Origin of the sequence: Rhodococcus sp. NPDC060084 (assembly GCF_042730335.1) — a bacterium.
Classification (GTDB): domain Bacteria; phylum Actinomycetota; class Actinomycetes; order Mycobacteriales; family Mycobacteriaceae; genus Rhodococcus.
On the sequence record NZ_JBHWWX010000010.1, the window covers coordinates 29,000 to 48,866 of the forward strand.

The 19,867-nt window shown below is 67.3% G+C and carries 15 protein-coding genes; 11 read left to right on the forward strand and 4 right to left on the reverse strand.

All coding sequences use genetic code 11. The features are described from left to right. Window positions 1-100 precede the first annotated feature (100 nt). The 4 genes from ACFWBU_RS08200 (at window position 101) to ACFWBU_RS08215 (ending at window position 9,686) form a co-directional block, all read left to right on the forward strand. Window positions 101-700, forward strand: coding sequence for a hypothetical protein (locus tag ACFWBU_RS08200; RefSeq protein ID WP_169619621.1), 600 nt, complete (start codon window positions 101-103; stop codon window positions 698-700). 58 nt (window positions 701-758) lie between these two features. Next, on the forward strand, window positions 759-1,742 hold the full coding sequence (locus ACFWBU_RS08205) for a hypothetical protein (RefSeq protein ID WP_169619504.1): 984 nt from the start codon (window positions 759-761) through the stop codon (window positions 1,740-1,742). Between the two features lie 352 nt (window positions 1,743-2,094). Then, a complete protein-coding gene (locus ACFWBU_RS08210) occupies window positions 2,095-5,601 on the forward strand; it encodes a DNA-directed RNA polymerase subunit beta (RefSeq protein WP_346765036.1) in 3,507 nt (1,168 codons plus the stop codon). 113 nt (window positions 5,602-5,714) lie between these two features. Continuing rightward, on the forward strand, window positions 5,715-9,686 hold the full coding sequence (locus tag ACFWBU_RS08215) for a DNA-directed RNA polymerase subunit beta' (RefSeq protein ID WP_296549325.1): 3,972 nt from the start codon (window positions 5,715-5,717) through the stop codon (window positions 9,684-9,686). A 94-nt stretch (window positions 9,687-9,780) separates the two neighbouring features. On the opposite strand, the gene ACFWBU_RS08220 is transcribed toward ACFWBU_RS08215, so the two are convergent. Further along, entirely contained in the window at window positions 9,781-10,272 is a 492-nt protein-coding gene (locus ACFWBU_RS08220) for a SixA phosphatase family protein (RefSeq protein ID WP_378527988.1), read from the reverse strand. A 19-nt stretch (window positions 10,273-10,291) separates the two neighbouring features. Next, window positions 10,292-11,080, reverse strand: coding sequence for an acyl-[acyl-carrier-protein] thioesterase (locus ACFWBU_RS08225; protein ID WP_378527989.1), 789 nt, complete (start codon window positions 11,078-11,080; stop codon window positions 10,292-10,294). A gap of 172 nt (window positions 11,081-11,252) precedes the next feature. Here ACFWBU_RS08225 and ACFWBU_RS08230 point away from each other — a divergent pair, with 172 nt between their 5' ends. The 5 genes from ACFWBU_RS08230 to ACFWBU_RS08250 all read left to right on the forward strand — a co-directional run bounded on the left by ACFWBU_RS08230 (window position 11,253) and on the right by ACFWBU_RS08250 (window position 15,940). Beyond that, window positions 11,253-12,932, forward strand: coding sequence for an FAD-dependent oxidoreductase (locus tag ACFWBU_RS08230; RefSeq protein WP_378528034.1), 1,680 nt, complete (start codon window positions 11,253-11,255; stop codon window positions 12,930-12,932). Window positions 12,933-13,084: 152 nt separating this feature from the next. Further along, window positions 13,085-14,611 carry a DHA2 family efflux MFS transporter permease subunit gene (locus tag ACFWBU_RS08235; protein ID WP_378527990.1) on the forward strand — a complete coding sequence of 509 codons (1,527 nt, stop codon included), beginning with the start codon at window positions 13,085-13,087 and terminating at the stop codon, window positions 14,609-14,611. Window positions 14,612-14,741: 130 nt separating this feature from the next. Beyond that, window positions 14,742-15,197, forward strand: a complete 456-nt coding sequence (locus ACFWBU_RS08240) for a Rieske (2Fe-2S) protein (RefSeq protein WP_378527991.1) — start codon at window positions 14,742-14,744, stop codon at window positions 15,195-15,197. Window positions 15,198-15,237: 40 nt separating this feature from the next. Further along, a complete protein-coding gene (locus ACFWBU_RS08245; RefSeq protein ID WP_169619511.1) occupies window positions 15,238-15,609 on the forward strand; it encodes a YidH family protein in 372 nt (123 codons plus the stop codon). 7 nt (window positions 15,610-15,616) lie between these two features. Beyond that, entirely contained in the window at window positions 15,617-15,940 is a 324-nt protein-coding gene (locus ACFWBU_RS08250) for a DUF202 domain-containing protein (protein WP_378527992.1), read from the forward strand. 46 nt (window positions 15,941-15,986) lie between these two features. Here ACFWBU_RS08250 and ACFWBU_RS08255 read toward each other — a convergent pair whose 3' ends face one another. Then, the gene (locus tag ACFWBU_RS08255; protein ID WP_378527993.1) at window positions 15,987-17,036 is read right to left on the reverse strand and encodes a YeiH family protein; all 1,050 of its coding nucleotides are present in this window, start codon (window positions 17,034-17,036) and stop codon (window positions 15,987-15,989) included. A gap of 101 nt (window positions 17,037-17,137) precedes the next feature. On the opposite strand from ACFWBU_RS08255, the gene ACFWBU_RS08260 reads away from it, so the two are divergent. After that, window positions 17,138-18,031, forward strand: coding sequence for a LysR family transcriptional regulator (locus ACFWBU_RS08260; protein ID WP_378527994.1), 894 nt, complete (start codon window positions 17,138-17,140; stop codon window positions 18,029-18,031). A 7-nt stretch (window positions 18,032-18,038) separates the two neighbouring features. On the opposite strand, the gene ACFWBU_RS08265 is transcribed toward ACFWBU_RS08260, so the two are convergent. After that, window positions 18,039-18,932, reverse strand: a complete 894-nt coding sequence (locus ACFWBU_RS08265) for a DMT family transporter (protein WP_296549330.1) — start codon at window positions 18,930-18,932, stop codon at window positions 18,039-18,041. A 119-nt stretch (window positions 18,933-19,051) separates the two neighbouring features. On the opposite strand from ACFWBU_RS08265, the gene ACFWBU_RS08270 reads away from it, so the two are divergent. Beyond that, a complete protein-coding gene (locus ACFWBU_RS08270; protein WP_378527995.1) occupies window positions 19,052-19,867 on the forward strand; it encodes a TIGR03084 family metal-binding protein in 816 nt (271 codons plus the stop codon).

Genomic DNA, 19,867 nt, shown 5'->3' on the forward strand with positions numbered 1-19,867 from the left:
TGCATCAGGAACATCCGTCGTCGGCCCCGACGAGCGGACGTCTTCGGAGAAGGAGCCGCACCGGACCGGCCGCAGTTCGTCGCGCACGTGGGCACTGGCAATCGTGAGCGTGCTGGCCGTGGTCGCACTCGGCGCCGCAGTGTGGTTCGGGTACGGCTGGGGCAGGGCGCTTTTCGTCGATAGGCCGGTCGCCGATGCGCGGGACGCCGCCCTCTCGGGTGCGTACCAGGCGGCGATCAACCTCAACAGCGTCGATGCGGAGAACGTCGATGCGTCGATCGAGAACATGCGGTCGTCCATCACGGGTGAGGCGCTCGAAAACGATCTGGCCGCCACCGAGCAGCAGATCCGCGATCAGGTAGCCCAGACCGGGACGAGCATGTCCGGCGAAGTGCTGTTCGGAACGCTCACCGAGCTGAACACCGACGACGATGTCGCGAAGGCGCTGGTGGTGCTCGCGGTACGCACCACGACGCCGCAGAACTTCGTGACCAACAAGGTGTCGGTCAACGTCTCTCTCCGGGAGGACGGCGGCGTGTGGAAGGCCGAGACGATCGAGCCTCTCGGCTCGGTGCAGATGGAGGCCGGACCCGCCCCGGGTGCGGCACCGCCGGAAGCCGGCGACGGCGCTCCGGCCGAACCCGCTCCGGCCGAACCTGCCCCGGTCGAGCCCGCCCCGGAGGGGACCGAGGGACCGTGAGAGCCGGCGAGCGTTTCCCGCGCACGAGTCTGCTCGAACCGATGAAGGAGTGTGTGTAGTGCCACCGCAGCGACGGAATCCCGGACAGTTCGGACCGCCGCGTCGGCGCCCGAAGATCGCGGGGTCCACTCGTGCGCGGTCGTACGACGCCTCGAACGACCGCCCCATCGACGAGGGTGCTGCCGCGGAGAACCCTGCCGCCGAGAACCCTGCGGCCGAAACACCTGCGGTCGAGACACCGGGGGTGGAGGCACCTGCTGCCGAGACACCTGTTGCCGACTCGTCTGCGGGAGACGGGCCGGCCCGTGAGGCGCCCGTCGTCGAGAAGTCCGCGTCGGAGTCGCCTGTGGTCGAGCCCTCCGATACCGGCGCGGTGTCGACGGTCGAACCCGGCGCGCGCGCCGACGCGACATCTGGCGACGCCGCATCAGACGACGCGACACCCGACGATGGGAAGACGGACGACGCGAAGACCGACGACGCGAAGACGGACGGCGTGACGCCGCTCGCCCGCGTGTCCGGCACCGCGTCAGCAGCGAAGCCGGCACACAGAAACCGGAGCATGCGTTCTGTGCTGGCGATCGGCGTGGTCGCGCTCGTACTCGCCGCGGTGGCCGTCGTTGCCGCCTTCCGTCCGGGGACGAGCGTGTCGAACGAGGCGTGGGTCGATGCCGCGGCCACCCGCGAGGTCACCGACGCCGCCAAGCACGCGATCGAGGCCATGCACGGGTACAACTACGAGACCATCGACGAGGACTTCGCGGAGATCCGTGGGTTGCTGACCCAGGAGCGCCTCGAGGAGTTCGATGCGACGGCAGAGGTGACCAAGCAGGCTGCGATCCAGACGCGCACTGTGACGGAGGTGAACGTCCTGCACATCGGTACATCTGTGCTCGACGAGACACAGGCCGAGGTCGCCGCCTACATCAACGTCAGCGCGACCGGCGACGGTATCGCGCAGGGGAGTGCGCAGGCACCCGTGCTGGTGCGGATGGAGAAGACCGACGGGCAGTGGCTGGTGTCGGAGATTCGGGACCGGTGACGACCCGCGGGGTGACGGCAAGGATTCGCACGATCTCGGTCCCGCGCAAGGCTTGACGCGGAGCGCGTGAACGGTCACTCTATCGGTACGCCTGTGCGGTTCGTTCCTTCCAGCCGCTTGCCAGGTTTCTTTGAGGCACCCCTGTGGACATCTGCATTTTCTTGGTGTAGGCTCGTTCTTTGCGCTGGCTGCCTCCTGTCCACTCCTCGTTTGCCGAGTTGGATTTCACCCCGAGGGTGAGATCGTCCCGGTTCTTCGGTGGAGTTCTCGTTCGGGTTGTAACCAGCGAAAACGCCCCACATGAAGAAGCAGGTACAGCGGCGGTCGCACCGGTTGGAGCGTCCCGCGTGAGGTGCTGGAAGGACGCATCTTGGCAGTCTCTAGCCAGACCAAGGCAGTAGCCGGAATCCCCGGAGCCCCGAAGAGGGTGTCGTTCGCGAAAATTCGCGAGCCTCTCGAAGTCCCAGGACTCCTCGATATACAAACAGATTCCTTCGAATGGTTGATCGGATCCGAGCGCTGGCGCGCAAAGGCTGCCGAACGCCTCAACGGCAGTGCCGTCGGCGGTCTCGAAGAGATCCTCCACGAGCTCTCGCCCATCGAGGACTTCTCGGGCTCGATGTCTCTCTCCTTCTCCGATCCGCGCTTCGACGAGGTCAAGGCCTCTGTCGAGGAGTGCAAGGACAAGGACATGACGTACGCCGCTCCGCTGTTCGTCACGGCGGAGTTCATCAACAACAACACCGGCGAAATCAAGAGCCAGACGGTCTTCATGGGTGATTTCCCGATGATGACCGACAAGGGCACGTTCGTCATCAACGGCACTGAGCGCGTCGTCGTGTCGCAGCTCGTACGTTCTCCGGGCGTGTACTTCGACAAGTCCGTCGACAAGAGCACCGAGAAGGACCTGCACAGCGTCAAGGTCATCCCGGGTCGCGGTGCGTGGCTCGAGTTCGACGTCGACAAGCGCGACACCGTCGGTGTCCGCATCGACCGCAAGCGCCGTCAGCCCGTCACGGTGCTGCTCAAGGCGCTCGGCTGGTCCACCGAGCAGATCGTCGAGCGTTTCGGGTTCTCCGAGATCATGATGTCGACGCTCGAGAAGGACAACACGGCCGGCACCGATGAGGCGCTGCTCGATATCTACCGCAAGCTCCGCCCGGGTGAGCCGCCGACCAAGGAGAGCGCGCAGACCCTGCTGGAAAACCTCTTCTTCAAGGACAAGCGCTACGACCTCGCTCGCGTGGGTCGCTACAAGATCAACAAGAAGCTGGGCCTGAACACCGGCCAGCCGATCGAGGCGTCCACCCTCACCGAGGAAGACATCGTCGCCACGATCGAGTACCTCGTGCGTCTGCACGCGGGTGAGAACAAGATGACCGTCCCCGGCGGCGTCGAGGTTCCCGTCGAGGTCGACGACATCGACCACTTCGGTAACCGTCGCCTGCGCACCGTCGGTGAGCTCATCCAGAACCAGATCCGCGTGGGCCTGTCCCGCATGGAGCGTGTGGTTCGCGAGCGGATGACCACTCAGGACGTCGAGGCCATCACCCCGCAGTCCCTGATCAACATCCGTCCCGTCGTGGCCGCGATCAAGGAGTTCTTCGGAACCTCCCAGCTGTCGCAGTTCATGGACCAGAACAACCCGCTGTCGGGCCTGACGCACAAGCGTCGTCTGTCCGCTCTGGGCCCCGGTGGTCTTTCGCGTGAGCGCGCCGGCCTCGAGGTCCGCGACGTCCACCCGTCGCACTACGGCCGCATGTGCCCCATCGAGACCCCTGAGGGCCCGAACATCGGCCTGATCGGTTCGCTGTCGGTGTACGCACGGGTCAACCCGTTCGGTTTCATCGAGACCCCGTACCGCAAGGTCGAGGGTGGCGTCGTCACCGATGAGGTTGCCTACCTGACCGCGGACGAAGAGGACCGTTACCTCATCGCGCAGGCGAACTCGCCGATCGCAGCAGACGGAACATTCGCCGAAGAGCGCGTGCTCGTCCGTAAGAAGGGCGCGGAGATCGAGTACGTCGCCGCCGACACCGTCGAGTACATGGACGTGTCGCCCCGGCAGATGGTCTCGGTCGCCACCGCGATGATTCCGTTCCTCGAGCACGACGATGCCAACCGTGCCCTCATGGGCGCGAACATGCAGCGTCAGGCTGTCCCGCTCGTGCGCAGCGAATCGCCGATCGTCGGTACCGGCATGGAACTCCGTGCCGCCGTCGACGCCGGCGACGTCATCGTCACCGAGAAGGGTGGTGTCGTCGAGGAGGTTTCCGCCGACTTCATCACCGTCATGGCCGACGACGGAACGCGCAAGACGTACCGTCTGCGCAAGTTCGATCGCTCCAACCAGGGCACCTGCTCCAACCAGCGTCCGATCGTGGACGAGGGTCAGCGCGTGGAGTCCGGCCAGGTCCTCGCCGACGGCCCCTGCACCCAGAACGGTGAGATGGCGCTCGGCAAGAACCTGCTCGTGGCGATCATGCCGTGGGAAGGCCACAACTACGAGGACGCGATCATCCTGTCGCAGCGCCTCGTGGAGGAGGACGTGCTCACCTCGATCCACATCGAGGAGCACGAGATCGACGCCCGCGACACCAAGCTCGGTGCCGAAGAGATCACCCGGGACATCCCGAACGTCTCCGACGAGGTCCTCGCGGACCTCGACGAGCGCGGCATCGTCCGCATCGGTGCCGAAGTTCGCGACGGCGACATCCTCGTCGGCAAGGTCACGCCGAAGGGCGAGACCGAGCTGACCCCCGAGGAGCGCCTGCTCCGCGCGATCTTCGGTGAGAAGGCGCGCGAGGTTCGCGACACGTCGCTGAAGGTTCCGCACGGCGAGACCGGCAAGGTCATCGGCGTCCGCGTGTTCTCGCGCGAGGACGACGACGATCTTCCTCCCGGCGTCAACGAGCTCGTCCGCGTGTACGTGGCACAGAAGCGCAAGATCCAGGACGGCGACAAGCTCGCCGGCCGCCACGGCAACAAGGGCGTCATCGGCAAGATCCTTCCGCAGGAAGACATGCCGTTCCTGTCCGACGGCACGCCGGTCGACATCATCCTCAACACGCACGGTGTTCCGCGTCGTATGAACATCGGCCAGATCCTCGAGACGCATCTCGGCTGGATCGGCAAGGCGGGCTGGAACATCCAGATCGCCGATGACGGCAGCCGTCCCGAGTGGGCACAGAACCTCGCCGAGGAGATGGTGTCGGCGGAGCCCGACACCAATATCGCCACCCCGGTGTTCGACGGTGCCCGTGAAGAGGAACTGACCGGTCTGCTCGCGTCGACGCTGCCGAACCGTGACGGTGAAGTCATGGTCGGACCGGACGGCAAGGCAACCTTGTTCGACGGTCGTTCCGGCGAGCCGTTCCCGTACCCCGTGTCGGTCGGCTACATGTACATCATCAAGCTGCACCACTTGGTCGACGACAAGATCCACGCTCGTTCGACCGGTCCGTACTCGATGATCACCCAGCAGCCGCTCGGCGGTAAGGCCCAGTTCGGTGGCCAGCGCTTCGGTGAGATGGAGTGCTGGGCCATGCAGGCCTACGGTGCCGCGTACACGCTCCAGGAACTTCTCACCATCAAGTCCGACGACGTCGTGGGCCGCGTGAAGGTCTACGAGGCGATCGTCAAGGGCGAGAACATCCCGGAGCCGGGTATCCCGGAGTCCTTCAAGGTGCTCCTCAAGGAACTCCAGTCGCTGTGCCTGAACGTCGAGGTGCTCTCCAGCGACGGCGCGGCCATCACGATGGCCGACGGCGACGACGAGGATCTCGAACGGGCTGCCGCCAACCTGGGCATCAACCTTTCCCGCAACGAGTCGGCCACCGTCGACGACCTCGCGAACTAGGAGCCGAGCCGATGCGGTACGCAACCGGACAACCGGACACGTACCGCATCGGGCCCCGGCAGCGATAGCGACAACTAGCAGCAACAAAGCCCGCACAGGGGAAAGGAAGTTACGTGCTCGACGTCAACTTCTTCGATGAACTCCGGATCGGCCTGGCCACCGCCGAGGACATCCGTAACTGGTCGTACGGCGAGGTCAAAAAGCCGGAGACCATCAACTACCGCACGCTCAAGCCCGAGAAGGACGGCCTCTTCTGCGAGAAGATCTTCGGCCCCACCCGGGACTGGGAGTGCTACTGCGGTAAGTACAAGCGCGTCCGCTTCAAGGGCATCATCTGTGAGCGCTGCGGCGTCGAGGTGACTCGCGCCAAGGTGCGTCGTGAGCGGATGGGCCACATCGAACTGGCCGCACCCGTCACCCACATCTGGTACTTCAAGGGTGTGCCGAGCCGTCTCGGCTACCTGCTCGACCTCGCTCCGAAGGATCTCGAAAAGATCATCTACTTCGCTGCGTACGTCATCACCGCGGTCGACGACGACCTGCGTCACAACGAACTCTCGACCCTCGAGGCCGAGATGGAGGTCGAGAAGAAGGCTGTCGCCGATCAGCGCGACGCCGACCTCGAGGCCCGTGCCCAGAAGCTCGAAGCAGACCTGGCCGAGCTCGAAGCCGAGGGTGCCAAGTCCGACGTCCGCCGCAAGGTGAAGGACGGCGGCGAGCGCGAGATGCGTCAGCTGCGCGACCGCTCGCAGCGCGAACTCGATCGCCTGGACGAGATCTGGAGCACCTTCACGAAGCTGAAGCCGAAGGATCTCATCGTCGACGAGATGCTCTACCGCGAGCTGCAGGATCGCTACGGGGAGTACTTCACCGGTGCCATGGGCGCCGAGGCGATCCAGAAGCTCATCGAGAACTTCGACATCAACGCCGAGGCAGAGTCGCTGCGCGAGACCATCCGCAGCGGCAAGGGCCAGAAGAAGCTGCGTGCGCTCAAGCGGCTCAAGGTCGTCGCGGCGTTCCAGCAGTCCGGCAACTCGCCCATGGGCATGGTGCTCGACGCTGTTCCGGTGATCCCGCCGGAGCTCCGCCCGATGGTTCAGCTCGACGGTGGCCGTTTCGCGACGTCCGACCTCAACGATCTGTACCGCCGCGTGATCAACCGCAACAACCGCCTCAAGCGACTGATCGACCTCGGTGCTCCCGAGATCATCGTCAACAACGAGAAGCGGATGCTGCAGGAGTCCGTGGACGCGCTGTTCGACAACGGTCGTCGTGGCCGGCCCGTCACGGGTCCGGGCAACCGCCCGCTCAAGTCGCTGTCCGATCTGCTCAAGGGCAAGCAGGGTCGTTTCCGTCAGAACCTGCTCGGTAAGCGCGTCGACTACTCGGGCCGTTCGGTCATTGTCGTCGGTCCTCAGCTCAAGCTGCACCAGTGTGGTCTGCCGAAGCTGATGGCGCTCGAGCTGTTCAAGCCGTTCGTCATGAAGCGTCTCGTCGACCTCAACCACGCGCAGAACATCAAGTCCGCCAAGCGCATGGTCGAGCGTCAGCGCGCTCAGGTGTGGGATGTCCTCGAAGAGGTCATCAGCGAGCATCCGGTTCTGCTGAACCGTGCTCCCACGCTGCACCGTCTGGGCATCCAGGCGTTCGAGCCGCAGCTCGTCGAGGGCAAGGCCATTCAGCTCCACCCGCTGGTGTGTGAGGCCTTCAACGCCGACTTCGACGGTGACCAGATGGCCGTGCATCTCCCGCTCTCCGCGGAGGCGCAGGCCGAGGCCCGCATCCTGATGCTGTCCTCGAACAACATCCTGTCGCCGGCGTCGGGTCGTCCGCTCGCCATGCCGCGTCTGGACATGGTGACCGGTCTGTACCACCTGACCCGTCTGCGTGAAGACGCTCCCGGTGCGTACCAGCCGGCCGCCGTAGATCAGCCGGAGCAGGGCGTGTACTCGTCCCCGGCCGAGGCTCAGATGGCTGTCGACCGTGGCGTGCTCTCGGTTCAGGCTCCGATCAAGGTGCGGCTCACGCATCAGCGTCCGCCGCGTGAACTCGAGTCCGAGCTGTTCCCCGAGGGCTGGAAGTACGGGCAGGCATGGACGGCGGACACGACCCTCGGTCGTGTGCTGTTCAACGAACTCCTGCCGGTCAACTACGGCTTCGTCAACGACATCATGCCGAAGAAGCGTCAGGCCGCGATCATCAACGATCTCGCCGAGCGCTACCCGATGATCGTCGTCGCACAGACCGTCGACAAGCTCAAGGACGCGGGCTTCTACTGGGCCACTCGTTCGGGTGTCACCATCTCGATGGCGGACGTGCTCGTTCCGCCGGAGAAGAAGGACATCCTCGAGCGTTACGAGGGTCAGGCCGACGCGATCCAGCGGCAGTACGACCGAGGAAAGCTCTCCGAGGACGAGCGTCGCGATTCGCTCGTCAAGCTGTGGCAGGAAGCGACCGAAGAGGTCGGTCAGGCCATGGAGGCGCACTACCCGGACGACAACCCGATCCCCACGATCGTCAAGTCCGGTGCTGCGGGCAACATGACCCAGATCCGCTCGCTGGCGGGTATGAAGGGCCTGGTGACGAACCCGAAGGGCGAGTTCATTCCTCGCCCGATCAAGTCCTCCTTCCGTGAGGGCCTGACCGTCGCCGAGTACTTCATCAACACGCACGGTGCGCGTAAGGGTCTGGCCGATACCGCTCTGCGTACCGCCGACTCGGGTTACCTGACCCGTCGTCTGGTGGACGTGTCGCAGGACGTCATCGTCCGCGAGGTCGACTGTGGCACGCCGCGTGGCATCGAGATGGTCATCGCCGAGCCCGAGCGCGACGCCGAGGGCAACGAGACCGGCAAGCTGGTCCGCGATGCCCACATCGAGACGAGCACGTACGCCCGTACGCTCGCCACCGATGCGGTCGACAAGGACGGCAACGTCGTCGTCGAGCGTGGTTCCGATCTCGGCGACCCCGCCATCGAGGCACTGCTCGAGGCCGGTATCCGCAAGGTGAAGGTCCGCTCGGTCCTGACCTGCGACACCGGCACCGGCGTGTGTGCCACGTGCTACGGCCGTTCGATGGCCACCGGCAAGCTCGTCGACATCGGCGAGGCCGTCGGTATCGTCGCCGCACAGTCGATCGGTGAGCCCGGTACGCAGCTGACCATGCGTACGTTCCACCAGGGTGGCGTCGGTGAGGACATCACCGGCGGTCTGCCCCGCGTCCAGGAACTGTTCGAGGCCCGTGTCCCCAAGGGCAAGGCTCCGATCGCCGACGTGTCCGGCCGTGTCCGTCTCGAGGACGACGATCGTTTCTACAAGATCACGATCATCCCCGACGACGGTGGCGAGGAGGTCGTGTACGACAAGCTGTCCAAGCGTCAGCGTCTGCACGTCATCCGTAAGGCCAACGGCACCGAGGGTGTCCTCGCGGACGGCGACCACGTGGAAGTCGGCCAGCAGCTGCTCGAAGGTGCTGCCGATCCGCACGAGGTGCTGCGCGTGATGGGTCCCCGTCAGGTCCAGGTCCACCTGGTCCACGAGGTCCAGGAGGTGTACCGGAGCCAGGGTGTGTCGATCCACGACAAGCACATCGAGGTCATCGTGCGCCAGATGTTGCGTCGCGTGACGATCATCGACTCGGGTGCGACGGAGTTCCTGCCCGGTTCGCTCGTCGAGCGCAGCGAGTTCGAGGCTGCGAACCGTCGTGTGGTCCAGGAAGGCGGCGAGCCGGCTGCCGGACGTCCGGTCCTCATGGGCATCACGAAGGCCTCGCTGGCCACCGATTCGTGGCTGTCGGCGGCGTCGTTCCAGGAGACCACTCGTGTGCTCACCGACGCGGCGATCAACTGCCGCTCGGACAAGCTCATCGGTCTCAAGGAGAACGTGATCATCGGCAAGCTGATCCCGGCCGGTACAGGCATCAACAAGTACCGGAACATCCAGGTGCAGCCCACCGAGGAAGCACGTGCGGCCGCCTACGCCATCCCGGCGTACGACGACCAGTACTACTCGCCGGACGGCTTCGGCCAGAACACCGGCGCTGCGGTTCCGCTGGACGATTACGGTTACTCCAACGACTACCGCTAGCAGCCGACTGTCCTAGGACAGTGATGCTGCAGTAGAACGACAGAGGTCCCGCCCCTTTCTCTTCGGGGGCGGGACCTCTTCGCTGTCCGGACGCTTATCGCGGGATGTGGAAATCGGTGAGTTCGGCCCGGCCGGGTTCGAGTTCGTCCCAGCGCCCCCGGACCGCCAGGACGGCGACCGACGACGTGGGGAACTTCTCCGTGACCTGCTGCGCCTCGTCGGTGCTGTGGTCGGTGACCAGATTCAGGACCGTCGTGGACAGTGTCGGCTCGTGGCCCACGACGAGCAGGGTCCGCACATCCTTCGGCACCGAGTGGATCTCCTCGAGCAGCGTGGCGGGATCTGCGAGGTAGAGGCTGTCGCGGTAGTCGACGGGTGCTTCGATCCCGGCTTCGGTGAGGGTCTTGCGGGTTCGGACCGCGGTCGAGCACAGCACCTTGTCGATCGGAGGCGCTGTGGCCCTGATCCACCGCCCGGCGAGCCCCGCCTCGCGGCGTCCGCGCGGGGACAGCGGACGGTCGTGATCGTCCACGTCGTCCGGGTACGCGGACTTGCCGTGGCGCAGCAAGATCAGAGTGCGGGTCATGGCCTCCACCGTAGAGCGTTCAGAGGCGAACGACCCGGGCGACCGCGCGGGCGCGATCGTCCACTGTGAACCACAGCGTCAGGCCGTGCCGGTCGTCGACGGCGCGGAGGACCAGGGTCTCGTCGGTTCCGATGGGTCGCAGATGTTCGATCACCGCTCGGTACGGTGAGCTCTGCAGATCGGGACGGGACGCCAGCAGTTCCTCCACCCCGTGCCAGTACACGGCGTTGTTGACGTGCCCGAACGGGTCGAAATCGGTGACGCGGAGCGGGAATTCGCGACTGTCGGTGATCTCGCCCTCCGGTGAGGCAGGCAGCCACGCGCGCCACCTGAGCCGGGTGTCGAGCGCATATCGCGACATGTGCTCGAAGAGCCCGTCACTGATGCGGGTCGGGGCACCGGTCGTGGGACCGATGTCGATCCAGAATCCCGCCGTGTCGATGAGGGGTTCGTCCTCGTCGTCGTGCGGGTCGTCCAGTCGGACTCGTACGTTGGCCCACCGGGTGGAGAGAGCATCGCACCAGCGGCGCAGCCGGAGATGCTGCGGGAACCGCGCCGGCCGGTGGACGTCGATCACGGTGCGCCGGACGATCCACAGGGGATCGGTGTGCGCGGCGTCGACGGCCTCGAGGTTGTCGATGCCGATGTCCTGGAGGTACCGGGCGACGCCGTCGAGTCGGAGACGCTGCGAGGTGTCGACATCGCCGGTACGCACGGAGCGTTCGGTGCGGAAGGGCGTCGCCTCGGCGGGGAGTGCCGCGAGAGGTCGCGCCCAGGGCGGGTCGTCGGTGGATGTCGCTATGGCCACTGCGTGTGTCCCCCTGTGTCGGATGCCCGATCGGCCGATTCTCGCAGCTACCCGGCTCGTGCGCAGCGCGTCTTGCGAACCGGGTGTGGCGGGGACTACAGTCGTATTAACTGTTACGCACTGTTACATGAACTCGGCGGTCGTGCCGCCCCGCCCTTCCGAGGACCCCGCCATGGCCTATGTGATCACTCAGACGTGCTGCAACGACGCGAGTTGTGTCGCGGTGTGCCCCGTGAACTGCATCCACCCCTCGCCCGACGAGCCGGGGTTCGCGACCGCGGAGATGCTCCACATCGACCCGCAGGTCTGCATCGACTGCGGTGCGTGCGCCGACGCCTGCCCCGTCGAGGCGATCCTTCCGGAGGACAAACTCGACCCCTCACAGTCGCGTTTCGCCGAGATCAATGCCGAGTACTACGTAGATCACCGGACGCCCGACGGCTGGCTTCCCCTCACTCCCACCCATGCCCCGCCCCGCGGGCAGGGGACCCTCCGGGTCGCCGTCGTCGGCGCCGGTCCCGCGGCGTGTTACGCCACGCAGGCACTGCTCGAGCGCTCCGACGTCGAAGTGGAGATGTTCGACCGTCTTCCCACGCCTTTCGGACTGGTGCGTGCCGGTGTCGCGCCGGATCACCCGGGAACGAAGAGCGTGACCGACTCCTTCGAATGGTCGTTCCGGCGTGACGCATTCGCGCTCCACCTGAACACGGAGATCGGCCGCGACCTGACGCATGCCGAACTCCTCGACCACCATCACGCCGTCGTCTACGCGGTGGGCGCTTCCGCCGACCGGCGGCTCGGTATCCCGGGCGAGGACCTTCCGGGAAGTCACGCCGCCACCGAGTTCGTCGCCTGGTACAACGGGCACCCCGACTACGCCGACCGCACGTTCGACCTCTCCGGTGACCGCGCCGTGATCGTCGGGAACGGAAACGTCGCGCTCGATGTCGCCCGCATCCTCACGATGGACGTCGACGAACTCGCCCGCACCGATATCGCCGACCACGCGCTGACGGCGTTGCGGAACAGCAACATCCGTGAGGTCGTGCTGCTGGGCCGGCGTGGGCCCGCCCAGGCGGCGTACAGCAACCCGGAGTTCGTCGCCCTCGGTGATCTCCGCGGCGTCGACGTCGTCATCGACGACGCAGACCTCGACCTCGATCCGGTCAGTGCCCGTGCGGTCGAAGAGGATCCGGCGACGGCCCTGAAGGTTCGCCTCGCGCGCGAATACGCGCAGCGACCGCTCCGCCCCGGCCACCGGCGCATCGTGTTCCGCTTCTTCGCCGCTCCGCACGAACTGCTCGGCGACGAGCGTGTCACGGGTGTGCGGGTCGCCCGCACCGAACTCACCGGCACCGACGGTGCGGTTGCTGTTCGCCCGACGGACGACTTCGACGACGTAGCCGCACCTCTGGTGCTCCGGTCGATCGGATACCGGGGTGTCGCGGTACCGGGCATCCCGTTCGACGAGGCGCGCGGCGTCGTGCCCCATTCGGCGGGCCGCGTCGACAACGGCGTGTATGTGACCGGGTGGATCAAGCGGGGTCCGAGCGGAGTCATCGGCACCAACAAGGCCTGTGCACGCGAGACCGTGAACGCGCTGCTCGCCGACTTCGACGCCGGCGTCCTGCGGGAGCCGCGGGGTGACCGGCGCGCGCTGCACAAGTTGCTCGCGCGGCGGAGGCCGGAGCGCGTCGACCTCGAGGGGTGGCGCGCGATCGACGCCGCCGAACGCAAGGCGGGCATCGCCCAGGGCCGTCCGCGGGTGAAGATCACTGATCGCGAGGCGCTCGCGGAACTCGGGCGCCGGCGCCGCCGACTGCTGCCGCTGATCGGGGCCGTGCGCCGGTAAATCGGTTGGGGCCGGGCGGACGGGGTCGTTAAGATCATCCGGCGTTTCGCAGTCGCCATCGATGCCGACTTCCGATCTGGTGACCGGATCTTCGCGCGACGCTCGTTTCCTACCGCGCGGGTACTCGCCTGCGCCGACCCTGGAGTAACCGCATGACTGCGCCGCCCGACAAATCCCCAGCTCAACCCAGTGACAAGCTCGATGCCGCGGTACTGAAGATCGCCTCGGTCGTCGTGCTCGGCGCCATCATGTCGATTCTCGACGTCACGGTGGTGTCGGTGGCACTGCCGACATTCATGTCGGACTTCCAGGCGTCCTACGCGACCGTCGCGTGGACCATGACGGCCTACACCCTCGCGCTCGCCAGCGTGATCCCGCTCACCGGCTGGGCTGCGGACCGTTTCGGCACCAAGCGGCTGTATCTGACGGCACTCGTCTTGTTCGTCGCCGGTTCCGTGCTGTGCAGTGTCGCGTGGGATGTCACCTCGCTGATCGCGTTCCGCGTCGTCCAGGGCTTCGGCGGCGGCATGCTGATGCCGCTCGGCATGACGATCATGACCCGTGCGGCCGGCCCGCACCGCGTGGGTCGCGTCATGGCGGTGCTCGGTATCCCGATGCTGCTCGGCCCCATCGGCGGTCCGATCCTCGGTGGCTGGCTCATCGACGTCGCGACCTGGCATTGGATCTTCTTGATCAACCTGCCGATCGGGATCGTCGCGCTGATCGTCGCTGTCGTCGTGCTGCCCAAGGACGCACCGAAGGCGTCGGAGGCGTTCGACTTCAAGGGGATGCTGCTGCTTTCGCCCGGGCTCGCGTTGTTCCTGTTCGGCGTCTCGTCGCTCCCGGAGACCGGCACCGTCGCGTCCGCCCGGGTTCTGGTCAGCGGCCTCGCCGGTCTCGCGCTCATCGCGGCGTTCGTCGTGCACGCGTTGCGCACCGACCATCCGCTGATCGACCTGACCCTGTTCCGCAACCGTCAGCTCACCTTCGCCGTCCTGACGATGTCGGTGTTCGCGATCGGGTTCTTCGGTGCCGGTCTGCTGTTCCCGAGCTACTTCCTCCAGGTGCGAGGCGAGAGCACGCTGGCGGCCGGACTCCTGCTCGCGCCACAGGGAATCGGTGCGATGCTCACGATGCCGATCGCCGGACAACTGGTCGACCGTATCGGGCCGGGAAAGATCGTGCTGACCGGCCTGGCTCTCATCGCCGCCGGGATGAGCGTGTTCACCCAGGTCGGCGTGGATACCGGCTACCCGCTGCTCCTCGGTGCCCTGTTCGTGATGGGTATGGGTATGGGCTGCACGATGATGCCCACCATGACCGCCGCGCTGCAGACTCTCACCGACAACAGCATCGCGCGGGGTTCGACGTTGATGAACATCGTCCAGCAGGCCGCCGGATCCATCGGCACCGCGGCGATGTCGGTGATCCTCACCAGCCGCGTGATCGCACCGCAGGGTGCGCCCGAGGGGTCGTCCGGTCAGCCGGATGCCGAGATGCTCGCCCAGCTGCCGCCCGAGATGCAGCAGTCGGTGCTGAGTTCACTCGCCGAGGCGTTCGCGTTCACCTTCCTCATCGCGACGATCATCATGGTCTTCGCGCTGATCCCGGCAGCCTTCCTTCCCCGGAAACGTGCCGAGAAGACAGAGGGCGCAGCGGCCCCGGTCGTGATGCACTAGCCGGGCAGCCGTACGCCGTGGCGTAAGGAACAATCCCGTGCGCGGGGGCCGTGACGCAGGTCGCGGCCCCCGTTCGCGTTCCCCGATAGGCTCGGTCGGAGCAGAAACCGCGACCCGAACGGACACGTGCATGAGCTTCGATTCTTCCGACCGGACCTCCGTACCCCGGCGCACATTGCTCGGCGGAGCCGGAGCGGCAGCGGCCGTCGCTGCGCTCGCAGCGTGCGGCGCGTCGACCGATACGGCGGGGGATCCTCCACAGGCACAGCCCCCGACGACGACGGCGCCGCCCGGGCCCGACGCACAGGTGGTCGCGGCCGTGGCGGATGTACCGGTCGGAGGCGGAGTGCTCATCGAAGGCAAGCGCCTGGTTCTCACCCAGCCCACCGAAGGCGACTTCTGCGCATTCCTCGCCTTGTGCACGCATCAGGGCTGCAACATCACCTCCGTCGAAGGCGACACCATCGTGTGCGCATGCCACGGCAGCAAGTTCGCACTCGACGGCTCGGTTGTGCAGGGCCCCGCCAAGCGTCCCCTCAAGTCGCAACCCGTCGAGGCACGCGGCACCGATCTCGTCGTCGGCTGACCCGGCCCGCCGGACCGGCCGGCGGGATAGTGTCCCACTCGTGGATCCGTCCGGAGAGCAGCGTTGGCGCCCGAAGGCACTGCGGGTCGGTACCGACCCCGACCCGCGATTCACCCTCGCCAACGAGCGCACCTTCCTCGCGTGGATCCGGACGGCGCTGGGCCTGATCGCCGCCGCGGTGGGGCTCGAGGCTTTTGCCGGTGACGTCATCGGCTCCGCCCTTCGCACCGCGTTCTCGTGTGCGCTGCTGGTCTGTTCCGCGATTCTCGTGGTCGTGGCGGTGGCCCGCTGGCTGAGCGTCGAGCGCGCCATGCGCACGCAACGTCCGCTCCCGCTGCCGTGGGCGTCCTTCCTGCTCGCGGGTCTGCTCGCGACGGCGGGCGTCGGGCTCGCCGTCGCGATCGCGGTGTGACCTGCGGATGAGGCACGACGATCCCGGACTCCAGCCCGAACGTACGAGCCTCGCCTGGATGCGCACCGGGGCCGCCCTCGGTGCCGTCGACCTGCTCTTCATGCGGTTCGTTCCTGGGCCGGGTCCGGTCGTCGCGGCCGTGGGACTGCTGTGCCTCGTGCCGTCGGTGGTCGTGTTGCTCTCCGCCCGGATCGGTCACCGTGCCCGCGTGCGCGGATTCGTCGCGGGGGACGTGGGCCGTCTCTGGTGGCGCAACATCGCCGTCGCAGCGGCCGTCGTGGTGCTCGCGACAGCGACGGCCGTGCTCATCGCTGTCGACGGACTCGCGTGAGGCGCGCGGATTCGAGCCCGTGGTGCGGACGTAGAAGTTTCCGCGCTCACGCGATCACCAGGATGCCGGCCAGTGCGATCGCTGCAACCCACACCGTCGCTGCGGCGGCCAGCACCAGCGGGCGCCATCCCAGTCCGCGAATGATGTCGCGCCGCACGCCCGTTCCCAGCGCGAACATCGCGATGGTGAGCAGCGCGACCTGAACCCAGTGAGCCACGTCGAGTGCCTGCGGACCGATCAGGCCGGTCGCGCGTACGGCGACGAGCACCAGAAATGCGACGAGAAACGCGGGTACGAGCGGAGGAGTGCGCCCGTCGCGCCGTGCGTTCCCGCTGCGCCGTGACACGGCGCCGACAACAGCGACCACCGGGGCCAGCAACGCGACGCGCGCGAGTTTGACGGTGACCGCGACGGCGAGCGCACCGCCGCCGGCGGCCGCGCCGGCCGCCGTGGCGTCGAGGGCGGTTCCCGCCGCCACCACTTGGGCAACCTCGTGCACCGCTGCGCCCGCCCACATGCCCGCTTCGGTCGAGTCGAGTCCCAGGGCGCCGGACAGGGCGGGAAGGAGCGGGATCATGGCGGTACCGAACACCACGACGAGTGCGACGGTCGTGACGAGTTCGCGTTTCCGAGCGTCGATCACACCGTCGACCGCGGCGGCTGCGGCGGCACCGCAGATCGAGAATCCGCACGCGATGAGCATTCGCTCCGTCCATCCGACGCCGAGCCACTTTCCGAACAGCAGCGCGCCGCCGATGCCTGCCGCGACCACCGCGGCCGCGACTCCCATTGCGCCCCAGCCGAGTCCGACGACATCCGATATCGCCAGTTGCAGTCCGAGTAGCGCGACACCGATTCGGAGGAGGTGTTTCGACGCCAGCGTCAGTCCCGGTTCGAGCACTGCCAGGTGTGGCCCAATGTTGGCGACGACGACTCCGAGCACGATCGCGATCAGCAGTGGGCTGGCGCCGGGGAACAGTCCGGCTGCGGCGAGCGCGACTGCTGCGCCCGCTGCTCCCACGAGCAGGCCGGGAACGGCGGGACGCATGCGCCGGAGCAGCGGCTCGGGGCGGAGCGGAGAGAGGACGGCGACCATGTCTCCAGCGTGTCGCGCCCGCCTCCGCGCGACTAGCCGTCGATTCGGTATGTGCTCATATCGAATAGATATGCCCGGTCCGGTAGGCATATCGTATCGGCATGACGGACTGGCCCGATCTGGCGGCGCTCGACCTGCTCGTCGGCATCGACGACCACGGCGGTCTGGGGGCAGCAGCGCGGAAGGCAGGGATCGCCCAGCCCAACGCGACCCGCATGCTGAGACGGCTCGAGAAGCAACTCGGCGCGGTGCTCGTCCGCCGGGGCCGCACGGGATCGGTGCTCACTCCGGAAGGCACCGTCGTCGCGCACTGGGCCCGTGAGGTCCTTGCCGACACCGCTCGCATGCTCGACGCGGCGGCGTCGCTGAGTGTCGACCATCCTCCCGAACTCGTGGTCGCGGCATCCATGACGGTGGCCGAACACCTCATCCCACGGTGGCTCGGAGAGTTCCGGGCGATCCGCAGCGACGTGCAGATCCAGTTGCACGTACACAACTCGGTGCAGGTGTGCGACGCCGCTGCCGCCGGGGAGTGCGACGTGGGCTTCGTCGAGGGTCCGTCGGTGCCGCGCGGGCTCTACAGCGTGCCGGTAGCGCGGGACCGGCTCGTGGTGGTCGTGCCGCCGGACCACCCGTGGGCGCGCAGACGCCGACCGCTGACCGTGGCGGAACTGGCGTCCACTCCGCTGGTCGTCCGCGAGGTGGGGTCGGGTACCCGCCGAACCCTCGACCTCGCGCTGGAGGAGTACGCCCGTCCCGCGCCGCTGCTCGAACTCGGGAGCAGTGCAGCGGTCCGGACGAGCGTGCTCGGCGGGGCAGGTCCTGCGGTTCTCAGTACGCTCGCGGTGGCCGAGGACCTCGAATCCGGCAAGTTGCGCGCAGTGGACGTGGAGGGACTCGACCTTTCCCGGGTTCTGCGGGCGGTATGGCGCCCGCCGCGCGCGCTCGCCGGACCGGCCGGTGAACTCGTCCGGATGATCACCCGGCCACGTTGACGCGGAACTAGGTGACAGGCGCCCGCGGGCGAGAGTTGCGCAGAGCCCCGATCCCGGCTGCGACGACGAGTGCGATACCGATGGCGGACAGAGCGTCGACGAACTGGCCGAGCACGAGCACGCCGGCAAGGGCCGCCGCCGCAGGTTCGAGAGCGATCAGGATGGCGAAGACGTTCTTGGACAGGTCACGAAGGGCGCGGATCTCGAGGCTGTACGGGATCACCGACGACAGCAGCGCCACGGCGAAGCCCGCTGCGAGAAACGTGGGTGAGAGCATCTCTGTCCCGGCGGAGACGACGCCGAACGGCAACACGGCCACGGCGGCGATCGCGGTGGCGCCGGCCAGCCCGGCGGTGCCGGAGAGCGCCGAGCCCGCAAGCCTGGTCGCGACATGTGATCCCGCCACGATGTATCCCGCCCACCCCGCCGCCGCGACGAGCGCCAGTGCGACGCCCAGCGGGTCGAGGCCCGCGGTGAGGCCGTCGCCGTGGCCCGCGCCGAGGCACACGATTCCGCCCAGCGCGAGGAGGACCCACACGCCGTCCCGGGCCCGCCGCGACAGCACTGCCGCCACGGTGAGGGGACCGAGGAACTCGATCGTGACGGTGGTGGCGAGGGGGAGTCGCGTGAGGGCGGCGTAGAAGAACGAGTTCATCAGCGCGAGACTCGCGCCGAGTGCGAGGACTGCCTGCCACTCGATACGCGACCACCGGTGGACCGGTGGGCGCGCGATCGCACACAACACCAGGGCGGCGAAGAGCAGTCGTACGGTCACCGTGCCCGCCGCGCCCGCCTGATCGAACAGGGTCGTCGCAAAAGCTGCCCCGAACTGCATCGACAGCACGGCCCCCAGCACCGCCACGACGGGCAGCGCAGTGCCCCCGTGATCCTTGTCGGCCATCCGTCCTCCGCTGTCGTCGATGTCGATGCGCTCAGTCTCGCCGACCGTACTGCCAGCCGCGCGACAGAAAACAATCACGCCTGCTTGATTCCTGCGCGCGTACGTGTGACCCTTGTCGCATGGTGGAGTTGCACAATCGCGCTGCGGATCTGCAGACCTTGCTCGACGACCTTCGGGCCGAAGGGGACGCCCTCGACGATCTCGTCGCGGACCTGCCCGCAGACCGGTGGGCCGTCGCGACGCCCGCGAAGGGCTGGACGATCGCGCATCAGATCGGCCACCTGCTGTGGACCGATCGTGCTGCGCTCACGGCCATCCGTGATCCCGAGGCGTTTCGCGCCGGGGTCCTCGAAGCGTTCACCGACCCGCTCGGCTTCGTCGACGCCGGAGCCGCGGAACTGGCGCAGTTGCCGGCCGCGGACCTGCTCGCGGACTGGCGCGCGGCACGACACGAGCTCGCGCTCGCCCTCGCCGAGGTTCCGCAGGGTACGAAGATCATCTGGTACGGACCGCCCATGTCCGCAGCGTCCATGGCGACGGCGCGACTGATGGAGACCTGGGCACACGGCGGCGACGTCGCCGACGCTCTCGGAGTAGTGCGGGCACCCACGGCCCGGCTGCGCCACATCGCGCACCTCGGCGTGCGTACCCGCGACTTCGCGTACATCATTCGTGACGCCACGCCACCGGCCGAACCGTTCCGCGTCGCGCTCACAGCACCTGACGGCAGCGAATGGACCTGGGGTCCCGAGGATGCGCAGCAGTCCGTCACCGGACCCGCCCTCGACTTCTGCTCGCTGGTCACACAGCGAGTCCACCGCGACGACACCGCGCTCGTCGCGACCGGTTCCGACGCCGACGAGTGGCTCGGCTTCGCGCAGGCGTTCGCCGGCCCGCCCGGGCCGGGTCGCGCTCCCGGCGAGGCGGTTCCGTGA

Bases quoted from the DNA above. Each gene is read 5' to 3' on its own strand.
- ACFWBU_RS08220 (WP_378527988.1), bottom strand. From the start codon at position 10,272: ATGACCCGCACTCTGATCTTGCTGCGCCACGGCAAGTCCGCGTACCCG.
- ACFWBU_RS08230 (WP_378528034.1), top strand. From the start codon at position 11,253: ATGGCCTATGTGATCACTCAGACGTGCTGCAACGACGCGAGTTGTGTC.
- ACFWBU_RS08235 (WP_378527990.1), top strand. From the start codon at position 13,085: ATGACTGCGCCGCCCGACAAATCCCCAGCTCAACCCAGTGACAAGCTC.
- ACFWBU_RS08240 (WP_378527991.1), top strand. From the start codon at position 14,742: ATGAGCTTCGATTCTTCCGACCGGACCTCCGTACCCCGGCGCACATTG.
- ACFWBU_RS08250 (WP_378527992.1), top strand. From the start codon at position 15,617: ATGAGGCACGACGATCCCGGACTCCAGCCCGAACGTACGAGCCTCGCC.
- ACFWBU_RS08255 (WP_378527993.1), bottom strand. From the start codon at position 17,036: ATGGTCGCCGTCCTCTCTCCGCTCCGCCCCGAGCCGCTGCTCCGGCGC.
- ACFWBU_RS08260 (WP_378527994.1), top strand. From the start codon at position 17,138: ATGACGGACTGGCCCGATCTGGCGGCGCTCGACCTGCTCGTCGGCATC.
- ACFWBU_RS08265 (WP_296549330.1), bottom strand. From the start codon at position 18,932: ATGGCCGACAAGGATCACGGGGGCACTGCGCTGCCCGTCGTGGCGGTG.
- ACFWBU_RS08270 (WP_378527995.1), top strand. From the start codon at position 19,052: ATGGTGGAGTTGCACAATCGCGCTGCGGATCTGCAGACCTTGCTCGAC.